The sequence below is a fragment of the Ottowia caeni genome, from assembly GCF_050821495.1.
Lineage (GTDB): Bacteria > Pseudomonadota > Gammaproteobacteria > Burkholderiales > Burkholderiaceae_C > Ottowia > Ottowia caeni.
Window position 1 is genome coordinate 4,163,574 of the sequence record NZ_CP151080.1, and the last position, 26,513, is coordinate 4,190,086.

General features: G+C 63.0%; 19 protein-coding genes and 2 pseudogenes. All 21 read left to right on the forward strand.

The annotated features are described in order from the left end of the window. The 21 genes and pseudogenes from AAAK34_RS19500 (at position 1) to tssH (ending at position 26,508) form a co-directional block, all read left to right on the forward strand. Positions 1-3,828, forward strand: a complete 3,828-nt coding sequence (locus tag AAAK34_RS19500) for a filamentous hemagglutinin N-terminal domain-containing protein (protein ID WP_431777580.1) — start codon at positions 1-3, stop codon at positions 3,826-3,828. A gap of 287 nt (positions 3,829-4,115) precedes the next feature. Beyond that, positions 4,116-5,447: a type VI secretion system baseplate subunit TssK gene (gene tssK, locus AAAK34_RS19505; RefSeq protein ID WP_231694576.1), complete on the forward strand. Its 1,332-nt coding sequence runs from the start codon at positions 4,116-4,118 to the stop codon at positions 5,445-5,447. Positions 5,448-5,580: 133 nt separating this feature from the next. Further along, a complete protein-coding gene (gene icmH, locus AAAK34_RS19510; protein ID WP_431777581.1) occupies positions 5,581-6,429 on the forward strand; it encodes a type IVB secretion system protein IcmH/DotU in 849 nt (282 codons plus the stop codon). After that, on the forward strand, positions 6,342-6,800 hold the full coding sequence (gene tssL / locus AAAK34_RS19515) for a type VI secretion system protein TssL, long form (protein ID WP_431778040.1): 459 nt from the start codon (positions 6,342-6,344) through the stop codon (positions 6,798-6,800). Before icmH ends, tssL begins: the two co-directional genes overlap by 88 nt. Beyond that, a complete protein-coding gene (locus AAAK34_RS19520) occupies positions 6,797-7,126 on the forward strand; it encodes a hypothetical protein (protein ID WP_431777582.1) in 330 nt (109 codons plus the stop codon). The genes tssL and AAAK34_RS19520 overlap by 4 nt, the downstream gene beginning before the upstream one ends. After that, positions 7,090-9,507: a type VI secretion system membrane subunit TssM gene (gene tssM / locus AAAK34_RS19525; protein ID WP_431778041.1), complete on the forward strand. Its 2,418-nt coding sequence runs from the start codon at positions 7,090-7,092 to the stop codon at positions 9,505-9,507. The genes AAAK34_RS19520 and tssM overlap by 37 nt, the downstream gene beginning before the upstream one ends. A gap of 2 nt (positions 9,508-9,509) precedes the next feature. Then, positions 9,510-10,397, forward strand: coding sequence for a type VI secretion IcmF C-terminal domain-containing protein (locus tag AAAK34_RS19530; RefSeq protein WP_431777583.1), 888 nt, complete (start codon positions 9,510-9,512; stop codon positions 10,395-10,397). Between the two features lie 26 nt (positions 10,398-10,423). After that, entirely contained in the window at positions 10,424-11,023 is a 600-nt protein-coding gene (gene tagF / locus AAAK34_RS19535) for a type VI secretion system-associated protein TagF (RefSeq protein WP_231694573.1), read from the forward strand. A gap of 234 nt (positions 11,024-11,257) precedes the next feature. Beyond that, positions 11,258-12,913 (forward strand): serine/threonine protein kinase, encoded by a 1,656-nt coding sequence (locus tag AAAK34_RS19540; RefSeq protein ID WP_431778042.1) that lies wholly within the window; start codon positions 11,258-11,260, stop codon positions 12,911-12,913. 59 nt (positions 12,914-12,972) lie between these two features. After that, entirely contained in the window at positions 12,973-14,562 is a 1,590-nt protein-coding gene (gene mltA / locus AAAK34_RS19545; RefSeq protein WP_231694571.1) for an MltA domain-containing protein, read from the forward strand. Between the two features lie 45 nt (positions 14,563-14,607). Continuing rightward, the gene (locus AAAK34_RS19550) at positions 14,608-15,423 is read left to right on the forward strand and encodes a hypothetical protein (protein ID WP_431777584.1); all 816 of its coding nucleotides are present in this window, start codon (positions 14,608-14,610) and stop codon (positions 15,421-15,423) included. Beyond that, complete coding sequence (locus AAAK34_RS19555; protein WP_231694569.1) at positions 15,401-16,633, forward strand: hypothetical protein; 1,233 nt, start codon at positions 15,401-15,403, stop codon at positions 16,631-16,633. The genes AAAK34_RS19550 and AAAK34_RS19555 overlap by 23 nt, the downstream gene beginning before the upstream one ends. Next, positions 16,633-17,583, forward strand: a complete 951-nt coding sequence (locus AAAK34_RS19560; RefSeq protein ID WP_431777585.1) for a caspase family protein — start codon at positions 16,633-16,635, stop codon at positions 17,581-17,583. The genes AAAK34_RS19555 and AAAK34_RS19560 overlap by 1 nt, the downstream gene beginning before the upstream one ends. Further along, entirely contained in the window at positions 17,580-18,641 is a 1,062-nt protein-coding gene (locus AAAK34_RS19565) for a hypothetical protein (protein ID WP_431777586.1), read from the forward strand. Before AAAK34_RS19560 ends, AAAK34_RS19565 begins: the two co-directional genes overlap by 4 nt. 112 nt (positions 18,642-18,753) lie before the next feature. After that, positions 18,754-19,296 (forward strand): type VI secretion system tube protein Hcp, encoded by a 543-nt coding sequence (locus AAAK34_RS19570; RefSeq protein ID WP_231694567.1) that lies wholly within the window; start codon positions 18,754-18,756, stop codon positions 19,294-19,296. Positions 19,297-19,312: 16 nt separating this feature from the next. Then, positions 19,313-20,143, forward strand: a complete 831-nt coding sequence (locus AAAK34_RS19575; RefSeq protein WP_231694566.1) for a type VI secretion system accessory protein TagJ — start codon at positions 19,313-19,315, stop codon at positions 20,141-20,143. Next, the gene (tssE, locus tag AAAK34_RS19580; protein WP_231694565.1) at positions 20,136-20,657 is read left to right on the forward strand and encodes a type VI secretion system baseplate subunit TssE; all 522 of its coding nucleotides are present in this window, start codon (positions 20,136-20,138) and stop codon (positions 20,655-20,657) included. Before AAAK34_RS19575 ends, tssE begins: the two co-directional genes overlap by 8 nt. Positions 20,658-20,663: 6 nt before the next feature. After that, a pseudogene (tssF, locus tag AAAK34_RS19585) lies at positions 20,664-22,552 on the forward strand (type VI secretion system baseplate subunit TssF). A gap of 83 nt (positions 22,553-22,635) precedes the next feature. After that, a pseudogene (locus AAAK34_RS19590) lies at positions 22,636-22,740 on the forward strand (hypothetical protein); the annotation flags it as partial. Between the two features lie 94 nt (positions 22,741-22,834). After that, positions 22,835-23,623, forward strand: coding sequence for a type VI secretion system baseplate subunit TssG (tssG, locus tag AAAK34_RS19595; RefSeq protein WP_431777587.1), 789 nt, complete (start codon positions 22,835-22,837; stop codon positions 23,621-23,623). A 29-nt stretch (positions 23,624-23,652) separates the two neighbouring features. Further along, a complete protein-coding gene (gene tssH, locus AAAK34_RS19600) occupies positions 23,653-26,508 on the forward strand; it encodes a type VI secretion system ATPase TssH (RefSeq protein ID WP_231694562.1) in 2,856 nt (951 codons plus the stop codon). Positions 26,509-26,513 lie beyond the last annotated feature (5 nt).

Consider the following 26,513-nt stretch of genomic DNA (forward strand, 5'->3'; position numbering starts at 1 on the left):
ATGAAACAGATAACCTCTTACTCCTATTCCATGCCGAACAGGATGAGGGCACTCAACCCCCTGTTCCTGGCGATGGCCTGTGCGGGAGTGCTGCCCGCGCTGGCACAGACCACTGACGGCTTGCCTCAGTTACTGACGGTGCCTGCCAACAGCGGTGCGGTGAGCCAATCGATTTCAGGTAGCACCATGACCATCACGCAGGGTACAGCCCGCGCGGTGGGTAACTGGCAAAGCTTTTCGATCGGTGCGGGCAACACAGTCAATGTCTTGCAGCCCAATGCCAGCAGCGTGCTGCTGAACCGTGTCACGGGCGTCACGGCCTCCAATATCGACGGTGCGCTCAATGCCAACGGTCATGTGTATTTGGTCAACCCCAATGGCGTGACGTTTGGGCGTACCGCGCAGGTCAACGTGGGCGGCATCATTGCTACCACGCTGGGCATCAGCAACTCTGACTTCATGGCCGGCGGACCGCTGACCTTCCAGGCCACTGACGCCAATGCCGATGCGCGGGTGGACAACTTCGGCCAGATTGTCGCCAACAGCGGGCTGATCGCCCTGATGGGACTGGGGGTGCGAAACATCGGCACGCTCACTGCGGAACGTGGCACGGTGGGCCTGGTGAGCGGCCAGACGGTGGTGATCGATCCCGTCGGCGATGGCCTGACGACGATCCGCATCCAGACGCCGAATGAGGGTTTCAGCCAGATCGGCAACTCGGGCGCGATCTCTGCCGATGGCGGCCGCGTGCAGTTACTGGCCGCATCTCAGAACAGCGTCGCGGAGATCCAGCAGGACGGAACCGTACGGGCGCGCTTCATCAATAGCCGCGCGGGCGAGATCGTCCTGGAGGCCACCGGAAGCACGGGCGGCGAAAGCAACACCCAGATCATCACAGGGCAACTCGACGCGAGCGGCGGGTCGGCAGGCGCTGGCGGGAGTATCAGCGTGCGTTCATCGGGTGACGTGGACCTGTTCGGCAAGGGTACGCCGGCCGACTTGAACGCCAGCGGGACCACGGGAGGAAGTGTCAGCATTCAGGCAGGTGGCGCCATTGGCTTGAGCCGCTCCACCCCGGACATACCAGCCACCGTTACGGCAGACGGCAGCACCGGCTCTGGCGGACGCATCGACATCCAAGCGGACGGCACCTCAAGCATGGAGTATGCCGGCGGCGTGGCCATCAGCCCCAACACCACCATCAGTGCCAGCGCCCTGGGTGCCAGTGGCAACGGCGGCACGGTCAACATCATTGGCGGGCAGTGGCTTCGCGCGCACGGACAGATCAACGCCAGCAGTCAGGGTGGCACCGGTGGGAACGTGGAAACGTCCGCGCCGGCCTTCAGCCTGGATGGCATTCGCGTGAACACTTCCGGAAGCACCGCTGGCACGTGGTTGATCGACCCGTACGACGTGGACATCGTGTCGGGCGCGGCGGCGGGCAGCCTGCCTGGCGGCGTGTTCGTCCCTGTCGCCAATTCGACGATCCAGGATGGAGACATCAATGCCGCGCTGAACTCTGGCACGAACGTGACGATCACCACCGGAGGTGCAGCCAACGGGGCAGCCGCGGGAGACGTTCACTTCGTGACCAATTTTGACCCCACGCCCTGGTGGACAGTGAACATTTCCCGCACTACGGGATCGACTCCGGTGACGTTTCGCGTCGATGCAGATTCATCCATCTTCGCTGACCAGGGGACGCGGATCGGCTCGACGGCGGGCCCCCTGCACGTTCAACTCAACGCGGGCCTCTCGTCTCCCAGCGGAGGTGTCAACTACACCGGCCAGATCGACACGGCAGGTGGCAACCTTGATATTGCCGGATCGGCAGGCGTACAGCTGTCCACGACGACGATTGACCTGGGAGCGAGTGGTCGTGCGCAGATTAGCAGCCCGACTGGCAGCGTCTTCATGGGCGATTCGACGATCGACGCTCAATCCGGCGACGTGTCCATCTCGGGCCTGTCGGGCAACGCGGCTGGGCAAGACGGCGTCGGACTGTTCCGAAGCTCCATTAACACCACCTCTGGGCGCGTGCTGATTTCTGGCGTTGGCCGCAGCACAACCATACGGGATTTTCCAGACGAAGCTCATGGCGTAGTGATGGGCTACTTCAGTTCCATTTCCACGGGAACGGGCGACATTCGCATGGCCGGCGCTTCCTCCAGCCTTGATCCTGTGATCGCCCCCACCGGCAAAGGCGTGTGGATGCTGGCCGGCAGCAGCATCTCCAGCGCGAGCGGCACCGTTGCGGTGACCGGCAGCACCTCCCTCGCGGATGCAGGCGTTCAGCTTGATCCGGCTTCCACCATTGAGGTCATAGCGCCTCCCGCCCGCATCGACAGCGGTGGCGTTGTCGTAATGCGAGCGTCCAACAATGGGACGTCCGACGCGCTGGTTCTGGGTGGAACCCTCACGGCAGGCAGCGTTATGAACCTCAGACCTGGTGTGGTTAGCGCCACCGGCGTGGCTTCGGATCGGCCGGGCGACGCCATCACGCTCGGTGGCAGTGCCGCCACCGGTTTCGCGCTTTCTTCAACCGAAGGTGCCTTGGTCAGCGCGCCGACTGTGATCGTTGGCAGTGACGCCCATGCTGCCAACATCGACGTGGTGGGGCCGCTTGGCCTGCCCGCGACCAATTCGCTCACACTGCAGAACGATGCGGGAGGCAACATTCATGTGGGCGCACCCTTGAGCTTCCAGACCGTGGGCCTTTCCAGCCGAGGAAACATCACGCAGACGGCTCCGATCGTCGCCGACACCGTGCTGGCGCGATCAAGCACAGGTAGCGTACTGCTGGAAAACAGCGGAAACGACGCTGCAGCGAACACCCTGGGAGGCTCAGCGGCCGAGTGGTTCTCCTGGGTAGACGCCAATGACGTGCACCTGGGCCCAGTGACAGCCGCCGGAATGGCAGCTGCCACCAATGTGCCGCAAACCATCGCGGCGAATGCAATTGTGGCTAACAGGGTTCTGGTGCGGACTCTCAGCGGCCAGTTGAGTCTGGGGCTGCCAGTGACCGGCTTCACCAGCACCGACCTCGTCTCGGCCAGCAGCTTCCGCAATAGTGGTGGCTCCATCTCTGGCGGACCGTGGCGAGTCTGGGCAGACAGCTGGATCGGCGAAACCCGTGGCGGACTGGCCGGCTCAGGCATCTATCCGAATCTTTACGGATGCACTTATCTCGGCACCTGTGGGGTCGTGGTGTCTCCCGCTGACAACCACTTCATTTACACCCAGCGCCCGACCGCGACGGTGACGATCCAGAATGCCAGCCGCGAGCAAGGCGCCCCTAACCCGCCGTTCACAGCCACTCTGAACGGTCTGATCCTGGGAGACACGGGCGTCGGCATTGTCGGCTCGCCCGCGACCACGGCAACGATAGACAGCCCCGCCGGCAATTACCCCATCACTGGTGCTTACACCTCGGCTGAAGGCTACAGGTTGAACGTGGTGCCAGGCACACTTTCGGTAGCCACGGTGCCGCCGCCGCCACCACCACCACCACCACCGCCTCCCCCCAATCCGCCGCCGCCGTCTCCGCCACCGCCTGAACCCCCAGCGCCGGCACCTGAACCCCCACCACCCGCGTCGCAAATACCCTGGGTGCCCGTGCCAGACAAGTTGCTGGAGCCCTCGAATACATACACCTTCGATCGCAACATCAACCCGGCACCTATTTGCCTGGCGACAGGCCCGCTTGATGGCGAGCGCAGTGAATCAGGTATAGACCTGCTTGCACAGGAATGGTCGCGCGTGCGCTCCCGACCGAACCTGACAAACTGTATCGATACAGGAACCAAGAACGGCTGCGGGGACTTTTGAGAGGTCAACTGCAGCACCCTGCCCCGCTCGCCATGCCCCTCCCAAGCCCATGCCCTGGCAGGCGTCAATAGCTATAAAAAATATAGCTATTGACCCTGCATAAATGAAGGCTGAGCAGCACTCCTGACTTTCGGCATAGGCCATGGAGCCGAGCGGGCAGATTCAGCGCTTATCCCCTCGGAAGTTTTCAGCATCCTCTGTGAGTAGTCCATTCGAGGGATTTGCCCGGGCGACCAAGCCGGGGACACTCACTCGGTAGGTATCCAACCGAGACGCGGGAGTGGCAATTGACTTGGCGATCAAGGGTTCTGTGGAGTGAAGGCATGCTGCTGCAGCCACAGCATCTGCAGCAGAATGACCGCCACCTCGATCATGTAAGGCATCGGTTGCTGCAAAGCACCACACCTTACGCGTGGGGTTTTGCGGAGCTCGAACTCGACCAAGCGGCATTGGCACTGGGCAAAATTGCCTTGGTCAAGGCGATCGGCGTGTTCGGAGACGGCACGGTGTTCGACATGCCATCGGTGGACCCCCTGCCACCACCGATCGACATCCCCCCAGGGCTGCGGGACGAGACGATTGTGCTTGCCTTGCCTTTGCGCCGCCCTGGAGCGCGCGAGACCGATGTCGAAGCCGAGGACCCCCTGGTTCGGCATCAGGTTCTCGAGTCTGAAGTGCCCGACTCCAACACCGCTGGTGAACGAACGGCGCTTCTTCAGCTGGGACAATTACATACGCAGCTGATGCGTGCCGGCGATGCGACCGACGCGTGGGCCGCCCTGAACTGCGTTCGGGTGCTGGAGCGGCGTGCTGACAACCAGTTGATGCTCGACCGGGCTCACATTCCGCCCACGCTCGACTGCCACCCCCAAATCTCTCTGCGAGGTTGGCTGGAGGAATTGCTGGGCTTGCTGCGCCAGCGCGGCGAAGCTCTGGCCGGACGCATGAGTCAGGGTGGCACTGGCGGCGTGGCAGAGATTGCGGACTTCATGCTGCTGCAGGTGGTCAACCGGCACGAGGCGGTTTTCGGACACCTCACGCGCACCTCCATCCTGCACCCACAGCGCTTCTATGAACAGGGACTGGCACTGGCGGGAGACCTGGCAACCTTCCGCGATCAACGCCGAGTGACGCGCTTCCCGCCTTATGTGCACGACGATCTCGCTGCGAGCTTCCGGCCTTTGATGGACGACCTGCGCCGCAGTCTCTCCATGGTGCTGGAACAATCGGCCATACGCATCGATCTGCACGACCGCAAGCATGGCGTACGGGTGGCCGTGATTTCCGACGTGGAATTGCAGCGCAACGCGACCTTCGTGCTGGCCGTGATGTCGCAGATGCCAGGCGAAGCCCTGCGCGCGCGGTTCCCGACCCAGGTGAAGATCGGACCGGTCGAGCGCATCCGCGACCTCGTTAATCTGCATCTACCGGGCGTCACGCTGACGCCATTGCCCGTGGCGCCTCGGCAGATTCCATTTCATTCAGGAGCGAGCTACTTCGAGCTCGAAACGCGCAACAGCGACCTGTGGCGCCAACTGGAACAGTCAGGGGGGATGGCCATGCATATTGCGGGTGATTTTCCGGGGTTGGATCTGGCGTTCTGGGCCATTCGATCATGAGCACCCCAGACCCCTTCTCGGCGTTCGAATCGGAACGCACGGTGATCAAACCCAAGCCGCGGTCCGGGCCGTCGGCTTCGCCCTCGGGTTCACCGCCGCCTCCCCGGACTCCGCCCTGCCAGACGTGGCACGCATGGAGTTGCTCAACCCACTGGTGTCAGCAGCAGGCCCGCTGTTGGGGTTGGCAGCGCGGTTGCGCGGCATGGCGCACGTATCCGATCCTGCCGCGCTACGCGCCTCGACCACACAGGCCATACAGCGCTTTGAGTCGGAGGCGCGTAAATCAGGCGCCACCAACGAAACCGTGCTCGCCGCGCGTTACGTGCTATGTACTGCGATCGACGAGGCTGTGGCCAACACACCCTGGGGCGTACGCTCAGGCTGGAACAAGCAGAGCTTGCTGGTTCAATTTCACAATGAAACCTGGGGAGGCGAGAAGGTCTTCCAACTGCTCGCCAAGCTTGTACAGGATGTGACAGGCAATCGCTCTCTGATCGAACTGATGTACTGCGTTCTGGCACTGGGCTTCGAGGGACGCTACAGGGTCATCGACAACGGACGATCACAACTGGAGGCCCTGAGGCAACGCCTGGCAGAGATGATCCGCAAGGACCGTCCCACACTGGAGGCAGAGCTTTCCCCGCATTGGCGAGGCCACACCGGCGAGATCAAGCGCCTGCGCGACGTGCTACCGCTGTGGGTATATGCCACCGCCTTGCTACTGTTGCTGGCCTTGGTCTGGCTGGCGTTTAGCCTGTCTCTCAACCGCCGCTCAGACGCGGTGTATTCCTCCATTGCCGGCTTGCGAGTTCCCCGGCGACGGCAGCCGCGCCAGCGCCGCTGGCCAAGGTGCCACGCCTGGCGCGCTTTCTGGAGCCGGAGATCCGCGAAGGCCTGGTCACCGTCACGGACGAAGCTGATCGGAGCATCATTCGTTTGCGGGGTGACAGCTTCTTTGCCTCGGGCGGCGTCGAGCCGATGACCAAGTCCCTACCCGTGCTCAAGCGCATCGGGGAAGCGCTGGCAGAGGTCAAGGGTGACATTCTGATCACCGGTCACTCCGACAATCAACCCATCCGCTCGCTGAGATTTCCTTCCAACTGGCATCTCTCTGCGGCCCGCGCCGAAAGTGTCAAGACGGCGCTGCTCGGCCAGGTCGAAGCCAGCCGCATGCGTACCGACGGACGCGCAGACTCGGAGCCCCTGGCGCCCAACGACACCCCCGCCGATCGCGCGCGAAACCGCCGTGTCGAGATCATGCTGATCACCGGTCCCAGCGGAGCTCCGCCAAGGAATGAGCCACAAGGGAGTGCACCGCCGGTGAACACCCCACCGAAAGGAGGCCAGCGATGAGAGGATTGCTCCGGTTCGTGTTCTCGCCGTGGCTGATCGTCGGTAGCGCGCTGTCGATGCTCTCGGTGCTGGTCTGGTGGGTAGGGCCGCTGCTACGCATTGGAGCGTTTTCGCCACTGGAGAAGCCTGGGGTGCGCGCAGCCGTGATCGCGCTACTGGTGGTGGTGGTCATAGGCCGCTACGTATGGCGTCACTGGCGAGCACGCAAGGCCAGCCAGCGGCTGACGGAGGGCTTGGTCAAGCCGGTCGAGAGCAAAGCCGCTCCCACCACGCCAGGGGAGCAAAAATCCTGGGCGAGCGCTTCGCAGAGGCCGTTCAAACCCTGAAGCGCATGCGCATCGAGCGTACCGGCAAGAAGACTGGTATGCGAGACTGGTTCGCCATTTCGGGTGGCAATTACTTGTACGACCTACCCTGGTATGTATTCATCGGCGCGCCGGGCTCCGGCAAAACCACCGCGCTGGTCAACTCAGGGCTGACGTTCCCGCTGGCCGAGAAGTTCGGCACGGGTGCAATCAAGGGCATTGGGGGCACGCGCAACTGCGACTGGTGGTTCACGGAAGAGGCCGTTCTCATCGACACGGCGGGCCGTTACACCACGCAAGACAGCAACCAGACCGAGGATCAGAATGCCTGGTCGGGCTTTCTCGGCCTGCTGAAGAAAAACCGCCCCCGTCGACCCCTCAATGGTGTGCTGCTCACCGTGAGTGTGGCCGACCTGATGCAGCCGGCGCAGGCCAGGGCCGAACTGAGCGCGGCCATGCGCGCACGTCTGCAGGAGCTGGACCAGCGCCTGGCCACTCGCCTGCCCGTGTATGTGATGGTGTCCAAGGCCGATCTGCTGAGCGGGTTCACCGAGTTCTTCGATGACCTGGGCAAGACGCAACGCGAGCAGGTGCTCGGCTTCACGCTGCCGGTGGAGCAAAGCGATCACGTGGCAGAGCGCGGAGTCTCGGATCTCTTTACACAAGAGTTTGGGCTACTCAGAGACCAGCTGAACGACCGTCTCATCGCACGCATGCAGGCCGAAACCGACCCCCGGCGCCGGGCGGCGATTTTTGCGTTTCCGGCGCAGTTCGCTGCCTTACAGGGATCATTGGCCGAAACGCTGGATCAGGTTTTCCTGGGCTCCAAGTTCAGCCAGCCACCGTGGATTCGCGGTGTGTACTTCACCAGCGGCACGCAAGAGGGCAGCCCCTTTGATCGCGTCATGGGAAGTCTTTCACGCAGCTTCGGCTTGGAGCGAGCCATTGTGGCGCCGCAGAAAAATTCAGGGCGCAGCTACTTTCTAACCAACCTGTTGCGTGAGGTGGTTTTCCCGGAGCAGGATCTGGCGGGCGCCGACGCTCGCCAGGAACGCCGCACGAAAACCATGCGGTTGGCGGCCCTGGGAGCCATGGGAGTAGTCACGATAGCGTTGCTGGCGGGGTGGAGCTATAGCGCCTGGCGCAACGCGCTCTACCTTGATGCTGTTCAGGCCAAAGTGGAAACCACGAAACAATCTCTACTCGCCCTGTCTTCGGGCGCCCAGAATATTGCCGCCGTGACGCCCGTGCTGCAGAACCTGCGTGACATCTGGAAGGTGCCGGAAAATAACGAAGGCGATCCGCCGGTCTCCATGACACTGGGTCTGTATCAGGGCGACAAAATGGACTCCGCCGCCGCCAATGCGCACCAGCACGCGCTCGCTGAAGTATTTTTGCCGAAGGTCTCCCGCCGCATTGAAGAGCAGCTTCGCAGCGCGGGCAAGGACAACCTCGAGTTCGCGTATGAAGCGCTCAAGAGCTACGTCATGCTGCATGAGCCCGAGCATTTCGACAGCGAGGCGCTCAAGGCCTGGGTGATGCTGGACTGGAACCGCAGCCTGGACCGCGGTCTCTCCCCGCAGCAGTTGCCGGCGCTGGAGCAGCAGCTCGACACCCTGCTGGCACAAGGCGCTCCACGCGCCACAACACAGATCGACGAGGCGCTCTTGCGCAGCACGCGAGCCATGCTGGCAAGCTACCCCATTGAGCAGCGCATCTTCAGCCGCCTGAAACGCCTGCGGCTCGGGCGCGACATCCCGGCGTTTTCGGTCGCCACTGCCGGTGGCCCTTCCGCACCGCTCGTGTTCGAGCGTGTCAGCGGCCAGCCACTCACGGAGGGCGTGCCGGGCCTGTTCACTTACGACGGCTATCACAAGCGTTTCCAGCAGGAAGTGGCTGCTGTCACGCCGGTGCTGGCGAGCGAAGACCCATGGGTCCTGGGACTTGAGCGAACGGGGCTGGACGCAGCCAAGGATGCGGCTGCGCTGGGCCAGCTGACCGATCGGGTTCGGCGACTTTACCTCGAGGAATACGCCAAGATCTGGCAACAATTTCTGGCGGACATTCGCCTGATCCGTGTCAGTGGCGTTGAGAAAAACATCGAAATCGCGCGCATCCTCTCCGGCTTCGATTCACCCCTGGCCAAATTCCTGAAAGCCGCAGTGCACGAGACCACGCTCACGCCCAGCGCTGACCCTGCGAAACCCAACATGGTCAGCAAAGCCGCGGAGACCGTGCGCAGCACGCGGCAAGGACTGGAGCAGCTCTTCGGCGGCGAAACTCAGCGCCCCGTGGCCGCCGGCAAGAGCATTGAAAGCATCGTCGACGACAAGTTCGAGGCTCTGCGCCGTTTGGTGACGGCACCGGCACAAGGGCAACCGCCCCCCTGGATGATGCGCTGAAATTGTTCAACGAGGTCTACGTTTACCTCACAGCGGTGGATACAGCGGTCAAGGCTCGATCATCGCCGCCAGCCGGAGACGTCGCCGGCAAGCTGCGTTCGGACGCTGGCCGTCTGCCCGAACCGGTGCGATCCATGGTTGAGAACCTCAGCCAGGCGGGCGCCGCGCAGGCCCGCATCGCCGAGCGCGGCAATCTTAGCCAGGATCTTCAACCAGTGGCCAGCTTCTGCGCAAAAGCGATCACCGGCCGCTACCCGTTCAATCCGTCGAGCACGCGCGACGTACTGCCAGAGGACCTAGGCCAGATGTTCGGCCCGGGTGGCCTGATGGAAGATTTTTTCCAGAAACGACTAGCTTCCCTGGTAGACACCAGCCGGCGCCCCTGGCGCTACAAACCGGTGGCCGAGCAAGGGGCCATTACCACGGCAGCGCTCGCGCAGTTCGAGCGTGCGGCCGTCATACGCGATATCTTCTTCCGCGGGGGTGGCCGCACGCCATCCATCCGGCTGGACTTCAAGCCTGTGGAAATGGACGCCAGCATCACGCAGTTCATTCTGGATGTCGATGGGCAAGTGGTTCGCTATGGCCACGGGCCGATTGTCCCCATGACCATTCAATGGCCTGGCCCCAAGGGCAGCAATCAGGTGCGCGTTCAGCTCAGCCCACCTTCAGCCAGCGGCGGGCTCTCGGGCATGACGATGGATGGCGCGTGGTCGCTGTTTCGCGTGCTCGACCGCTCACAACTTGAGCCGGGCGATGCGCCAGAGAAATTCTTTGTGACTTTCGCGGTGGACGGACGCAAGGCCCGGTTCGAGGTCACCACCAACAGCGTGCAGCATCCGCTGCGTTTGCGTGAGATGCGGGAGTTCTCCTGCCCGGAGGGTTTATGAGGGCTTACCGCGGAGGCTTCGACTAAATGACACGCCCCAGTCTGTCGTCTCCAGGATGGTTCGGCAAGCTGCCCGGCGCGGGCGATTTTGCGCACCGCCGAATGCCGCATGCGCTGCGCACCGTGTGGGACGACTGGCTGCATGACGGTCTGGCCGACCTGCGGGCTCGCCACCAGGGATGGGTGGAGTCTTACCTGACAGCCCCCATCTGGTGCTTCTTGCTGGCCCCCGGCGTAGCCGACGACTCGGCGTGGATGGGTGCCATGGCTCCTTCGGTGGATCGGATCGGCCGGTATTACCCGATCGCCGTGTTCGCTCCCTTGGAAGGCAACCCCTCGGATTGGTGGAGAGCTGCGCAGCATGTGCTGCTGCAGGCATTGGAAGATGACGCCAACGCCGAGCACTTTGAACGCCTCATTGCGGCTGTGTTCGCGCCTGTCGCGCTGAATAACCTGAACACCGACCACAACACCCACCTTCTGGGCCCAGGGCGGACCGCGTGGATGCCAGCGTGGAATCCGAGTATCGAACCCGCCATGGAAATGGAGGGACTGCCCGTGGGCCCCATGTTTGACCGTCTGTTCGATATGCACAGTGCTGCAGCGAGCGTGGAAGGAGGCGCCTGATGGAAAGGCCTGAGCCGGAGGTTACCGGCCGGAAAGATCAAGACATGACCGTGATCGCCGGCGGCGACCTAGGGGCCACCCGCGTACTGGACCCGGCGGCCACTCGCGTCTTGACCGGAAGCACACCTCCTCCCTCCACCGGCGGTAAGCCGGGCACCACCAAGCCGTCGGGCGACGGGGGATGCCACTGTTCTGCCTCCTGGCACTCGGCTTGGCGAATTCGAGATCACAAACATCGTCGGCCAGGGAGGGTTCGGTGTTGTCTACGAGGCCTGGGATGCGGCGCTGGAGCGGGTGGTCGCCATCAAGGAATACATGCCTTCATCGCTGGCATTCCGCCACGCGGATGGCTCGGTAGCGCCGCAGTCGGAAGGCAAGAGCGACACTTTCCAGCTGGGCATGCGCAGCTTTATCAACGAAGCGCGCCTGCTTGCCCAGTTCGATCATCCGTCGCTGCTGAAGGTGTACCGATTCTGGGAAGACAAGGGCACGGCTTACATGGTCATGCCGCTGTATCGTGGTCGCACGCTGCGCGAGAAACTGGCCAGCATGTCAGAAAGCCCGGGCCAGGCGTGGCTCACCAGTTTGGTCGATGGCGTGAGCCAGGCCTTGCAAGTGATGCACGGGGCCAACTGCTACCACCGAGACATTGCTCCCGACAACATCATGCTGCTTGAGGGCACCGATCTGCCCGTGGTGCTGGATTTTGGTGCAGCGAGGCGCGTGATCACGGACCAGAACCAGGCAGTGACGGTCATCCTCAAGCCCGGATACGCTCCGGTAGAGCAATACGGAGACGTACCCGACATGGCACAGGGTGCCTGGACAGACGTCTACGCGCTCGCCGCGGTGCTCCACCTGGCCGTGTCGGGCAAAGTACCCCCGCCCTCGATCGGCCGCCTGCTGAGCGACACCTACGTGCCGCTGGCCGGCCAAGAGTCACTACGAGGCCGGTTCAGCGAGCCGTTCCTGCGCGCCATAGACGCAGGCTTGGCTGTGCGCCCCGAGCAAAGGCCGCAAACCATGCTCGAATTCAGGCGCACACTAGGTTTGGAGGGCACCGATTCGCAAGGCAGGCCAACCAATCCAACCACGCCACGCAGCGCTCCAAGCACTTCCACAGGAAGCACCTCCAACAAACCTGTGCTCAGTGGCAGTACAACGCAGCGCCCAGGAAAGTCTGCAACTGCTTGGCTGGGCGCCGTAGGGGTGGGCCTGCTGCTGGTAGGCGGCAGTGCGTGGTGGCTGTTGCGGCCCACCTCACCAACCAACTCCGCAGCCGCACCCGCCACCGAAGCCACCGCGCCCGCCCCGACAGGAAGGGTCACAGCACTCCCCGGCACCGCTGAACCCGCGCCTGAGCCAGCAGCCCCCGCTCCGCGCGACGCCATTCAATCTCTGGCCGCGCTGCGCCATGGCGCCACACCGGGGTTCGAGGTCACCGCCAGCAGCGCCAAGTCTCGCATGCAGATTGGTGCCGACCGCCTGGAATTCCAGGTCAGCAGCAATCGCCCTGGCCACGTCTATGCATTCCTGCTATCGAGCGACGGTCACATGTACCTCCTATTCCCGAACTCGATCGACAAACGCAACACCATCCGACCTGGCACGTCACTCACCCTGCCTCGGGCTTCCTGGCCGCTGGATGCCGGGGGTCCTGTAGGCACCGACCGCTTCGCCGTGTTGGTGAGCGAACGTGAACGCGAATTCACCTCGGTCGGTATTCAGTCCGACGGCTTGTTCCCGCAGTTTCCGCTACCCGTTCTTGCGGCCCTGGAGGCCACTCGCAGCAGCGAGGCCACCCCCTTGCTTGGGGAACCTGTCTGCCCCAAGGATAGCAAGTGCACCGATGCATTCGGGGTCGCTTTCTTTGAAGTTGAGCAGTATTGATCGTCTGCGAAGTAAGGCCTGCCATAAAAGCGCGCCACCGATCAACGAAGGAGTCTGAGATGCAAACTTTACGCAACAGCCCGCCTCTTCAACCCGTGCTGGCCATGCTCTTTGGACTGACCGCCGCAGGGTGCGCCAACATCCAGACACCCGCCCCAGCGCCCGTGGCGCAGACAGCACCGGCTCCGATGCCCTCCCCCGCTCCCGCTCCCGTTGTGGAGCCACCTGCTGCCAGCACACCGTCTCCGGCGCCTTCCACTGGTGGCAACATTGCCGGGCAAGCTCGAACCTTCTCCACCCAGCACGCCACCTACACGGCCGTCGACTTCGATGCCATTCCAGGCTGGAGCCGAGACGATTTTGCCGAAAGCTGGGACGCGTTCAAATCCAGTTGCAGCGTCCTGGGAAAACGCGCTTCTGCGTGGCGCCAGGTATGTGACCAGGCAAACCGCGTCGACGGAAAGAGCAACAGCGCCATCCGCGGATTCTACGAACGCGAGTTCTCGGTCTACCAGATCCGTGATGACGACCGACGCGCCAGTGGCGTGGTGACAGGCTACTTCGAGCCGCAGATCAACGGCAACCGAACCTACTCGCCGCCTTTCATCTACCCCGTCTACGCACAGCCTCAGGACATGCTGTTCCTGGACGCCCGAAAAATTCCGGCGGGCGCAAAGGGTACCGCCGTGGCCCAGGTTCAGGGCCGCGATGTAACGATTCAGCGCGGCTTGTCTACCCGCCAGATGGGCTCGGCAGGCTTTTACACGGTCGATCTGGACACGCTTAGCCGAGACACACTTGATCGGCGCATCCGCCTACGCGCTGATGGCAAGCGCCTGCTGCCCTACTACACACGGGAGGAAATTGAAACCAAAGGGGCGCCCAATGCGCGCGTGATTGCCTTTGTAGACAATGCCGCCGCACTGTATGAAATGCAGGTTCAGGGATCGGGCCGCATCCTGCTGCCGGGCGGACAAGTCATCCGGGTCGGCTATGCCGAACAGAATGGCCAGCCGTTCCGCCCCACCGTCGTGGCCTCAGCCTCCGGCCGCCCCAAGGGAGTCAGGGTGCGGGGCTCGACCATCGAGCTGGAACTGGATGACGAAGACGACAGCGACGTGCGCGCAGGCGTGCTGACACGCGGGTTCACGCTGGCTCCGGTGAAGTCAGGCGCGGTCGCGGTGCCTGGGCAGCGAGCCACCCAGCCGCTGGCCGGATCAGGCATTAAAGATCCTAGCTATGTGTTCTTCCGCGAGGTGGCGGAAAAAGCCGGCGCGACGGGGGCACTCGGCGTGCCGTTAACGGCCGGCCGTTCGATCGCGGTGGATCCGCGCAGCACACCGCTAGGGTATCCGGTGTTCGTCTCCACGAAGCAACCCAACTCAGCCACGCCGATGCAACGCCTGACGTTGGCGCAAGACACCGGCGGCGCGATTCGCGGGGCGATACGGGCAGATTATTTCTTCGGTGCAGGTCCCGACGCCGCGCAGAGCGCACGCCGAATGAAGCAGCCCGGCCAGATGTGGGTCCTCCTGCCCCGAGGCCTTTCCGTGGCCGCCAGCACAGGCTCGAATGTGCGCGTACGCGGCGCGGGCCTGGGCCTGGCCGAATGCCTGGTGCCCGACGGGGAGACTTGCGTAGAGGATTAGGGAACGAAGGCGTATTCACACTGGAGCGCGATCGCTTCGCATCGCATGCAAGACCTACTCAACCACTCTGAGAGCGCCGATCTGGGCGACCTATGGCAGCGGCGGCAACAACTGTCGCCGCAGGAGATGGGCCGCATGTACGACATCGTGACACGGGCGCTTCACCCTTGCGCACCCTCGGAGTTGCGCTCACTTGATGAGCCCAAGCAGGAACTCATCGCGCAATTCATCTATGCCAAGGTGCTACGGCTGAACGTACCCAGCATCTCACATACTGACCATGATGAGGAAGCGAAGGAGCCTGACGCAGCATCTCCGTGCGCATCACAGCAAAGCACTCCCTCCAGCGCAGTGGCGCTGTGCGCCTACTTCAAGCGCTACCTGATCGACTGCACGCGTGCCAGCCGTCTGCGTCGGCGTGTGTCGCTGGGTGAGGACGGCATCAACGAAGACCGGATAGAGGCAGAGCTAGGCGCCAGTGACGAAGAAGAAGATGCATTGCACGACCATGGCCTGACCGATGAAAAGGTGAGCGCGGCCGCGCGCGACTTCATCCATTCACTTCCCGCACCAGAGCGCCTGATGCTGTGCGAGAGTTTTGCCGAGGAACTCGCTGGCGGCCTTTCGGGTGTCGCGAGCCGGCATTGCATTGCCTCCTACCATTACCGCGCTGGCAAGCTGGGTCTCGTGCATTCACGCAGCGCTTTGCCACGAGACTATGGTCGCACGCTGATGGGCAGCTGGATCCAGAACACACTTCAGATCGAGATCGAACGCGAGAACATGAGCGCGATTCATCGGGTGTTCAAAATACTGGCGCTTGAAGCGTCTATGTGTCATGAAACACCTGTTCACACATGACGCCAAAGGCGGCTCCGTGACAACGCTTTGGCCACCGCTGGCACAAGTTCGAGCAGAACTGCTTGAGCATGATTATGCCGGGTGCCAGAACACCCCGGCGCCACCCGAGGGCAGCGCTCGGCCCGAAGTCCCGATCATCCGACACGAGGCCCCGGCCGCCCCGAAACCAGCCGCCGACGACCATCTGCTCGGCCCACTGCTAGACCTGGCGCGGCGCCGTCAGGCTGCGCGCATCCGCTTTCCTGCTCAAGCCTGGGAGCCGGGTTGCGTGGTGCAGACGCACCAGAACACCGCTCGCCTCGGAGTGTTGCTGGACCGCCAAGACGACTCCGGTGCGTTCTGGAGCGGCTGGCTGACCACTGCCGAACCCGACTGGGCCGGGTGGCACGACGTCCTGCTGGAGCCAGGCGATGAGCCCTCCGACCCTTCGGTCGCTGTCATTCAGGCCTGGAACCGCGTGCGCATAGCTTCTTCCCAGGAGCCGGCTTCGCGCGTGCTAGCACGTCTGAGCACGGAGCGCATGGCTGCTGTAAGAGCAGTATGGGATGAATCACAGAAGCCCACGCCACTGGAGATTCCACCTGCGCCAGGTCGCGTGGCCTTGCGAGACACCGCGGACGGACACATGGTGCTGACCGGCACGCCTTTGGCAACGAACGATCCGCGCCACGATCACCAGACGCTCTACCGCGATGTCGGCCAGCACCTGATCGAGGCGTGCCGGACCACATCAGCATCAGCAAATTCCGAAGAAGCCAAAGAATCCAACGCATTCCAGACACGGCAAACCCCTCCAACCCCACTGCCCCTGCCCCTCACACCGGCATCGGACACACCCGTGGCTCCGTCGGACTCATGGTGGAGCCGCATCCTTGCCTCCCTGCGTCCCAACGCCCTTCTGCGTCCGGCCTTCGCCCTACTTGTCCTGGTTGTGATTGGTCAGCAATGGATGCTCTGGCAGGACGTGCAAGATGATGAAGTGCGCTTTCGTGGGGGCACGTCGCCAGCCGCAGTGCCGCCCTCGCTGGTGGTGCGCTGGCAGGAGGCTGTCCGTGTGGAGGAAGCACAGGCACTGCTGGGCAGTCTGCCGGTGCAGCAGCACATCAGCGTACTCCCTGATGGCCGATGGCTCATCGAGGTGAACGAACCGGCAGCAGCAAGAGCAAAACTTTCCGCGTCCCCTCTGGTGAAGTCGGTGGAGGGGCCGTGATGACTGAGCCGCGCCAACTTCACTCGATCGACTTGGTTGGATTAGGAAATATCCTGACCTCCAGGATCCAACTGCTGCTTAGCTCCCTCTCCCTCTTCCTGGCCCTATGCCTTGCCACCCTCCCCGCCCACGCCACGCAGCGGGCCCTGCTGGTGGGCGTTTCTGAACTCGTCAACCAGCCGCCTGAAATCTGGCTCAGCGCCCCGCGCAACGACGTGCTGCTGATGCGCCGCGCCCTGCTGGCGCAAGGGCTGACACCCGCCAACATCACCGTGCTGGCCGACGGGGTGGAGGGCGCCGAATTGCCCGGTGCATCTCGCGTTCACCAGGCATTGCGCGATCTTCTTGAAAAATCCAGCAGCGGTGATCTGGTGGTGCTCTACTTCTCCGGCCACGGCATGCGCTGGCGGGACCCGGAACGCCTCATCCATGAGCCGGACGGTCTCTCCGAACACTTCCTCGCGCGCGATGCGCGTGGTCGCTTGGGCACTGGCCGCGCCTTGGCGGGTGACATACGCGACACCGACATGGATCGCTGGATCCAGGCGTTCCTGGCTCGCAATGTGTTCGTCTGGGCGGTATTCGACACCTGCTCAGCCACCTCCATGACCCGCTCGTCGCGCGCGGCACCCACCCCCGAGGCCCAGGCACCCGAAGACGAAGTGCGATTTCGTGGCCTGCGCGCGGAGCAGTTGGCCACCACCGCACCGGAAGCCGTCGATCCACCGGCGTTGGCAATACCCCCCGCACCTCCGATCGCGCGCGCACGCTACGTTGCCTTCTTCGCCTCGGAGAGCCATCAGGTCACGCCGGAGCTGAAGCTGCCACGCGGCGACCGTAATGCCGCACCCCATGGCCTGCTCACCTGGGCAGTCGCCGAATCTCTGGCGCGCAAGCCGGCCACCTGGCGAGACCTGTTCAGCCACGTCATCAACCTCTACCCCCCGTGATTGAGGAACTGGAGCGACGCTTTCCCTCCCGCGAGCTGCCCTCCCCGGTTGCGGAAGGCGCTCTGGATGTACCGCTGCTGACCAACGCTGCCCCCAGCCTGACCACCGCCCCCCAATGGTTGGCACAGCGCATCGGCGCGAAGCTCACGATCCCAGCCGGTGAACTCGATGGCCTCGAGCCCGGGATCGCCGTGCGCATCTCGGTGCAATCCCCCAGCGGCCGGGTCAGCCACGCAGTGGCCCGCGTGATCAACACCGACGCCAGCGTGTCGCAAGTGAACGTGCCGCCCGCGCTGGCAGCCCAGCATGCAGGATCGTCCTGGATTGTCAGCCCGCAAGAGATGCCACGTGGCGCCATGCTGCGCGTCGCGGGGGCCATTGACGCCGTGGGAGGGATCAGCCTGGAATACCCCGCCTCCATAGAGCTTTCAAGCGGGCAGCCAGGCGATCTGCACATCGAACGCGCAGACAGCCGATTCAAGGTCACGTCCGCCTTGAACACGGCAGTCGAGTTTTCCACCAAGGAACAACTGGGCGGGTTCTTGCAGTCCGCCGCCGTTTTTCGCTGGCTCGACCGGCTAACCGAGCTGGCAAGCAATCGCCGGATTGAAGGCTTCTCGGCCAATTTGCAATTGCTGGAAGGTGAACGACTGCTGCGCACCGTGCCCCTTCAAGGCGCACCCAACCCTCCGCGCGTCGCCACCGGACAGCGCTTGGCGGTCGAGGTACTCAATCAATCCGGCTCTTCGGTGGACCTGCGCATCGTCGGAGTCGACGCACGCGGCCGCCGCTACGACATCTACCCCACTTCGAGCGCCGAAACCAACCGCTTCGAAAGCGGCAGCCGCGATCGTCCGACAAGAAAGAGTTTTGAGCTGCCTGCCGAACTCAGCCAATCAGGCGGACGAATTGCATTGGTGGCCGCCCCCGCACGCCCGATCACCACACCTCGCCTTTTCGGAGTGTCGCCGAGCTTTGATCTGACCGACGTGAGGGTACGCGGTCAGTTGACCGCTGCACGCGAGCGCCAGGTGCAAGCCGCCTCGCTCCGCTGGTAAGGAAGTGCAGGGCCGAAATATGGACTTCTTTCATCCAAGCCCGCTGAAAACGCCGCCATAGGCACGCAAACGAATCGGAAGAAACCTGCATACCCGTCGCATAGGAGCCGCCATGAGTGATTCATTCAACTACCTGAATATCGACAGCGTACTGGAGCGCCTGCGCTCCCTCAGCCATGACGAATCGTCGGGTTTCCACATGGTCCTGGAACTCACTGGCGATGCCCAGGGCCCCATCAAGGCTGAAGATGGCACGCCGCAGTTGCCGGTCGTGGGGTTCGAATGGGGCTTGAGCAGCGCCTCGTCTACGACTCCCGAAAAGGCTACTGGGCGCCGCCAATACCGGCCGCTGTTCATCACCCGTCGCTGTGATGCGGCAACCGCCTCAATCATGAGCGGCTTGTCCAGGAACGAGGGCATGAAGGCTACGCTCAGCGTATTCGAATCGAACACCGACAAACAGGCTGTCTGGAAACTGGAGCTAAAGAAAGCGCGACTGATCCAGCACATCACGCACACTGGCGGACCCGTAGGAGGTGCCCAGGAAATACTGGCCTTGGCTGGTCTGGAATTCAGCCTCGAAACCGCCCCGCAAACCAGCTCCGGCATACGTGGCGGTGTCCGGACATTCACCGACGTGCTTGAATCCGTCTGACTCTTGGAGGCACCCAATGAGCGCTGAAGAACTCCTCATGGCTGGCGACACCGCCGGCTCACTCGCCGCGCTGACCGAGCAGGTACGCGCCCACCCGGGCGACAGCAAGCGCAGGGTCTTCCTGGCACAGTTGCTTTGTGTGCTGGGGCAATGGGAACGCGCCCTCAACCAGCTGGAAGTGGCCGCCGAACTGGATGCACTGGCGGTTCCCATGAAGCAGGTGTATGGCGATGCCATCCGCTGCGAGGGCCTGCGCGCGGCAGTCTTCGCTGGCCGACGCACGCCGATGGTTTTCGGCCAGCCCGACGAGTGGCTGGCGCTTCTCATTGAGTCGCTCCTTCAAGAAGGGCGTGGTGCTGATCCTGCGACCGCCCAAAGCCTGCGCCAACGGGCATTCGACGGCGCCCCGGCCACCAGTGGCCGGATCGACGACAAACCCTTTGAATGGATTGCCGACGCCGACATGCGGCTGGGCCCCGTTCTGGAGGCCTATGTCAACGGCCGCTACTACTGGGTGCCGTTCGCCCGCTTGGCCAAAGTGACCATAGAGCCACCCGAGGATCTGCGCGACTGCGTCTGGACGCCCGCCAACCTGGTGTTCGCCAACGGGGGCGAGGCGCTGGCGCTCATTCCCACCCGCTACCCGGGCAGCGAGCACGCCGAGGACGGCGCCCTGCAACTGGCACGCCGAACCGAATGGACCGAGCCGCGACCAGATATGTGGATCGGTCTTGGTCAGCGCATGCTGAGCACCGACGCGGGCGACCACGCCCTGATGGATACACGAGAAATCGCGCTCGATGTCGCCGAGGCTCAGACTTCAGACGAAGGGCCGCCCGATGCGTGAAACAGCACTTGCGCAGGAGCGCTTGCAACCTTCGTTGCTGGACCGACTGATCGACGACGCTCCTGATGAAAAAAAGGAAGGCGATGACAAGCGCACGCTGACCAAGCAGGCACTGCGACAAGCCGTTTTGCGCGATCTGAGCTGGCTTTTCAACGCCACCGGCCTTGGTTTGGCCTATGACGATGGGCCTTATCCGCAAGCGGCGCGCTCAGTACTCAACTACGGATTGCCTATGCTCTCTGGCCAGTTCACGTCGTCGATCCAGCGTGTCAGCATGGAGCAACAGCTCAAACAAGCCATCATCCAGTTTGAGCCGCGCATTCTTCCGGACACGCTGGAGGTTGAACTGGTCATGGAAAGCTACATCCTCGATTCGCACAACCGGGTCGGCTTGCAGATTCGAGGCATGTTGTGGGCCCAGCCGGTACCGCTCGAGTTTCTGATGCGCTCGCGCATTGATCTTGAGGAAGGACGTGTCGAGATGGAGGACGTGGCGCGGCCAAGAAATGGCTGACACGTCATGGACCCTCGCCTCCTGGACCTCTACGAAAAGGAACTTCGCTACTTCCGCGAGAGCGCGAACGAGTTCGCGCAAGCCTACCCCAAGATAGCGCGTCGGCTCGCGATTGAAGGCACCGAGGTCGCCGACCCCTATGTCGAGCGGCTGATCGAAGCCACCGCTTTTCTCTCTGCCCGGGTAGGCTTGAAGCTCGACGCCGAATACCCACGTTTCACCGGCCACCTGCTGGACATCGTCTACCCGCATTTTCTGGCGCCCACGCCCTCCATGATCGTGGCGCGGCTGGAAATTGACGCCGCCGACACCAACTTGGCGCGTGGCGCCACGCTGCCGCGCGGTAGCGGGTTGCGCTCACAGTACACCTCCGGCCAGGGCACTCACTGCGATTTTCGCACCGCCCACGCACTCAAGGTCTGGCCGATCGAAGTGGTCACGGCCCGCTATTTCAGCTATGCGCCGGACCTGCCACTCACCAAGCATCCGCAGAGCCAGGACATCCGGGGAGGCCTGAGGGTACGCCTGCGCGCTGGGGGGATCTGCTTTTTTCACAGCTGCCCATTGAAGAACTCAGCTTCCATCTCGGCGGCAGTGAAGATGTCGCCTGGCGCCTGCACGATTGCTCACTGGCCGATCCGGTGGGAGTGATGCTGCGACCCGTCACAGAGTCGACGGACGCAGGCGCCATTCATTACCTGCCGGGCAGCGCCATCCAGGCCGTCGGCTTTGAGGACCATGAAGCCCTGCTGCCGCAAACTGCCACAGGTTTTTCCGGCTACCGGCTGGTGCAAGAGTACTTCGCGTTCCCGCAGCGCTTTCAATTCGTGCGCCTGACTGATCTGGCACCCGCGCTGGCCAGCATGCACTGCCGCGAGATCGAACTGGTCTGGCTATTCTCGCGCGCCGATGCGGCACTGGAGCCCTTGGTCGACGCCTCGCACCTGCAACTGCATTGTGTGCCGGCCATAAATCTGTTTCCCAAGCGACTGGACAGAGTTCAGCTTTCCGAAAGCCTGAGCCAGTTCCACCTGCTGGTGGATCGCACGAGGCCGCAAGACTTCGAGGTGCACTCGGTCACCGAGGTCGTTGGCCACGGCCTGGCCTCGGACGGCGACGAGGCGAGCGAGCAGGTTTTCCTTCCCTTCTATGCCGCCTTCCATGGAAGTCGCCACGCCCACCCGGCGTACTACACCACCACTCGTGAACCCAGGGTGCTTTCCACCCGCCAGCGCCAGGAAGGTCACCGCAGCAGCCACGTCGGCTCCGAGGTCTTCATGCAGATCGTCGATCCGCAACAAGCACCCTACTCGGCCAGCCTGCGGCAACTTGCCATCGCTGCCCTGTGCACGAACCGCGACCTGCCTCTCATGATGCCCCAGGGCACAGGCAACGACCTTTACTGTGTCGACGCATTTCCTGTGCAGCGCGTGAACGTGGTGCGCGGTCCCTCTCGGCCGCACTCGCCCGTCGTTGCACAAGGACTAGGCTGGAAGGCACTGGATCACCTGGCGCTCAACTACCTGTCAGTCTCCGATAGCGACCCGCGGCAAGGCGCCGCAGCGTTACGTGAAATGCTCTCGCTCTATGCGGGCCGTAGTGAACAAGCACGCCAGGTTCAGGTAGATGCACTGCAGTCGGTTGTTTGCAGGGCAGTCTCTCGCCGCCTTCCAATGGCCGGGCCCATCGCCTTCGGCCGCGGGCTGGAGGTCACCCTGCAGGTCGACTCCTCGGCCTTCACGGGCCAGAGTGTTCTGCTGTTCGGCGAGGTCATGGCGCGCTTTCTTCAGCGCCATGTTGAGATCAATCATTTCGTCGAAACCGTGCTCAAGAATGCACGTGGCGAAGAACTGATGCGTTGGAGGCCCCTGTGCGGCAGCCGGCCGATTCTGTAGTCGTGGCCGCCACCACGCCCCCGGTTGCAGGCCAACTGGGCGTCTGGGCGAACGAAGCTTGGCGGTGGGACTATTTCGCCGTCATGCGTCGCCTGGAAGCGCTCTCCCGCCCGTCACCGCGCTGGGGCCAGGCGCCGCTGCCGCGCGACGAAACCGTCCGCATCGGGCAGGAAGCCTCGCTGGCGTTTCCGCCGGCCACCTTCAGCCGATTCGAGCTGCCAGGCGCAGACGGGCGCGCGCGGCTTCGGCAACTTTTTCGGCTACCTGGGCCCCAACGGACCATTGCCCATCCATTTCAGCGACTTCATACGCGAACGCGCGCTGAATGCAGGCGACCGGACCTGGCTGGCATTTCTAGACACCTTCGCGCACCGCTTTGCGCTGCACTTCTACCGTGCCTGGTTGCAAGCCAGGCCCGCAGTCTCGCTCGACCGACCGGGTGACGATAGCTATCGTCGCTGGTGCGGCTCCTTTATTGGCATCGGTCGCGCCACTCGGCAGCAGCGCGACGAGATATTGGACGACGCACGGTTGCATTTTTCCGGATGGCTGACGCGCCGGGTTCACAACGTCGAAGGCATCGAGTCCGTGCTGCAGAGCTACTTCGGCGTGCCCGTGCGAGTGGAACGCTGGGTAGGGCACTGGATGGAAATCGAGCCCGCCGAGCAAACCCGTCTCGGCCAGCCGCTTCGCGTGGCGCAAACCGCCTCGCGCATGCTGGGCGCAGGCGCTGTGCTCGGCTCCCGCGTGTGGGATCGCCAGCACCGCATACGCATCCACCTTGGCCCGCTAAGCCTGGACAAATACAGGTCCTTCCTGCCAACCGGAGACGCCCGAGCGGTGCTGCAGCGCTGGATGCAACAGCTCCTGGGAGACGAGCTGGCATGGGACGCCGAGTTGGTGTTGAAAAAAGAAGAGGTGCCTCCCACGCGCTTGGGCGGAGCCGGTGAACAGGCGCCGCGACTGGGCTGGCTGTCGTGGCTGGGCCACAAGCCGCGCATCCATGACGCGCGGGATGTGCGTGTATCAGATCGCGTTCCCGCCATTTCTCTTGAGAGCGCGTCCTCTTGAATCGTCTTGATCCATGAAGCGGAGAAACCATGAGTGAAATCAGTCGCACCGCATTGTTTGGCAAGCTCAACCAGTTGGCTTACAAAGCCATTGAGGGCGCGACCGTCTTCTGCAAGATGCGCGGTAACCCCTACGTGGAACTGGAACACTGGTTCGCCCAAATATTGCAGGCACAGGACTCTGACCTGCACCGCATCATTCAGCATTACGGGCTCGACGTATCGGTGCTCGCCAAGGACGTGACCGCGGGGCTCGATCGCCTGCCGCGCGGCGCCACCGCCATCAGCGATTTTTCTCCGCACATCGAGAATGCCATTGAGCGCGCCTGGACTTACGCCACGCTGCAATTCGGCGAGGCGCAGGTGCGCACGGGCTACCTCATCGTCGGCATGCTGAAGACGCCGAGCCTGCGCAACCCCCTGTTCGGCATCTCGCGCCAGTTCGAGAAAGTCAAGGTCGAGGATCTGGCGGAAAATTTCCCGAAAATCTGCGACCCCTCCCCAGAGTCGAAAATGCGAGCCCAGGACGGCACGGGCATGGGTAGCGGCGCACCGGGCGAAGACACTGGCGCCCTGGCTCCAGCCGCCATGGGCAAAGGTGAAGCGCTGAAAAAATTCGCTGTCGATCTGACCGAGAAAGCCAAGAAGGGCGAGATCGATCCCGTCACCGGTCGCGACGAGGAAATCCGGCAAATCATCGACATCCTCATGCGCCGAAGGCAGAACAACCCCTTGCTCACCGGCGAAGCCGGCGTGGGGAAAACAGCGGTCGTCGAAGGCTTTGCCATTCGCCTGGCGCGCGGCGATGTGCCCCCGCAACTGAAGGACGTGAAGCTGCTCACCCTCGACATTGGGCTGCTGCAGGCCGGGGCCAGCATGAAGGGAGAGTTCGAGCAAAGACTGCGCCAGGTGATCGACGAAGTGCAAGCTTCGCCCACACCCATCATCTTGTTCATTGATGAAATCCACACCCTGGTGGGCGCAGGTGGCGCCGCTGGCACGGGCGATGCGGCCAACCTGCTGAAGCCTGCCTTGGCGCGCGGCAACCTGCGCACGGTGGGCGCCACTACCTGGGCCGAATACAAAAAATACATCGAGAAAGACCCCGCCCTCACACGGCGCTTCCAGGTGGTGCAGGTGCTGGAGCCTGATGAAGCCAAGGCCATTCTCATGTTACGTGGCGTGGCCAGCATTCTGGAAAAGCACCACCGCGTGCAACTGCTGGACGAAGCGATCGAAGCGGCGGTCAGACTCTCTCACCGCTATATTCCGGCCCGCCAGTTGCCCGACAAGGCCGTCAGTCTGCTCGACACCGCCTGCGCGCGCGTGGCCGTATCACAGCATGCCACGCCCCCGGAAGTGGAAGATTGCCAGCGCCGCATTGAAGCACTGACGGTGGAGGAGGAAATCATTGGCCGAGAAGAAGCTATTGGCATAGACGTCAAGAAGCGCTCCGATCTGAACACGGCTCAACTCAGCGATGCTCGGGCGGAGCTGGAGCGTCTCAACGCACGGTGGCAGAACGAAAAAACCCTGATAGACCGCCTGCTCACCTTGCGCGCCAAACTGCGCGAGGGCAATCACCCCGTGGACAGCGAATCAGAAGCCCCGTCCTCCGAACCAATCGAGTCCGGTGAACCTGCAGAAGAGGCCAGATTGGGGAGAGTTGAAATTTCCCTGGAGACACGGCCGAGCGGCAGAATACCCAAGGAATCTCCAGTCTCCCAAACATCCGAAGCTTCCGAGGTCCCCCAGGAAGCCATGGAACTGAAGGCTCCTGATGCCCCTCCGGAGGATCGAGCCAGCCTGCTGGATGAGCTGCATGAACTTCAAGCCCGCATACACGCCGTGCAAGGTGAATCTCCCCTCATCCTGCCCTCGGTCGACGAGCAGGCCGTCGCCTCCGTAGTGGCAGACTGGACCGGCATCCCCGTCGGTCGCATGGTCAAGAACGAAGTGGAAGCCATACTTCAGCTGGCCGACACACTGAACCAGCGTGTCATCGGCCAGAAACATGGCCTGGAGATGATCGCTCGCCGCATACAGACCAGCCGCGCGCGTCTGGACAACCCGCAAAAGCCCATTGGCGTTTTCATGCTGTGCGGCACCTCCGGGGTGGGCAAGACCGAGACCGCGCTGGCGTTGGCAGAGGCGCTGTACGGCGGCGAGCAGAACGTTATCACCATCAACATGAGCGAGTTCCAGGAGGCCCACACGGTCTCCACGCTCAAGGGTGCGCCTCCGGGCTACGTAGGCTATGGAGAGGGCGGCATTCTGACCGAGGCAGTTCGCCGCCGCCCCTACAGCGTGGTGCTGCTCGACGAGGTGGAAAAAGCCCACTCCGATGTGCACGAGATCTTCTTCCAGGTCTTCGACAAGGGCTGGATGGAAGACGGCGAAGGTCGCTTCATCGATTTCAAGAACACCATCATCCTGCTGACCACCAACGTGGGAAGCGAGCTGATCATGAGCATGTGCAAAGACCCCGAGTTGCTGCCCGGCCCCGAAGCCCTGGCCGACGCCCTCAAGGCGCCGCTCATGAAAGTCTTTCCGCCGGCACTGCTTGGCCGACTAGTGGTCATTCCGTACTACCCGCTGTCGCCCGAGATCATGAAAAAAATCGTGCGCCTGCAGCTCGGCCGCATCAAGCGGCGTGTGGAAATGAACCACGGCGTGCCGTTCGACTACTCCGAGGCCGTGGTCGAACAGGTGGTCGCCCGCTGCCAAGACCCCGAATCCGGCGGCAGGGTGATCGACGCCATTCTGACCAACACGGTGCTACCCACCATTTCGGTCGAGTATCTCCAGCGCCTGGCCACCGGAGGCGAGATCAGGCGTGTCTCGCTGGATGTGGCGGGCGGCGATTTCACCTACGCGTTTGATTAGGAATT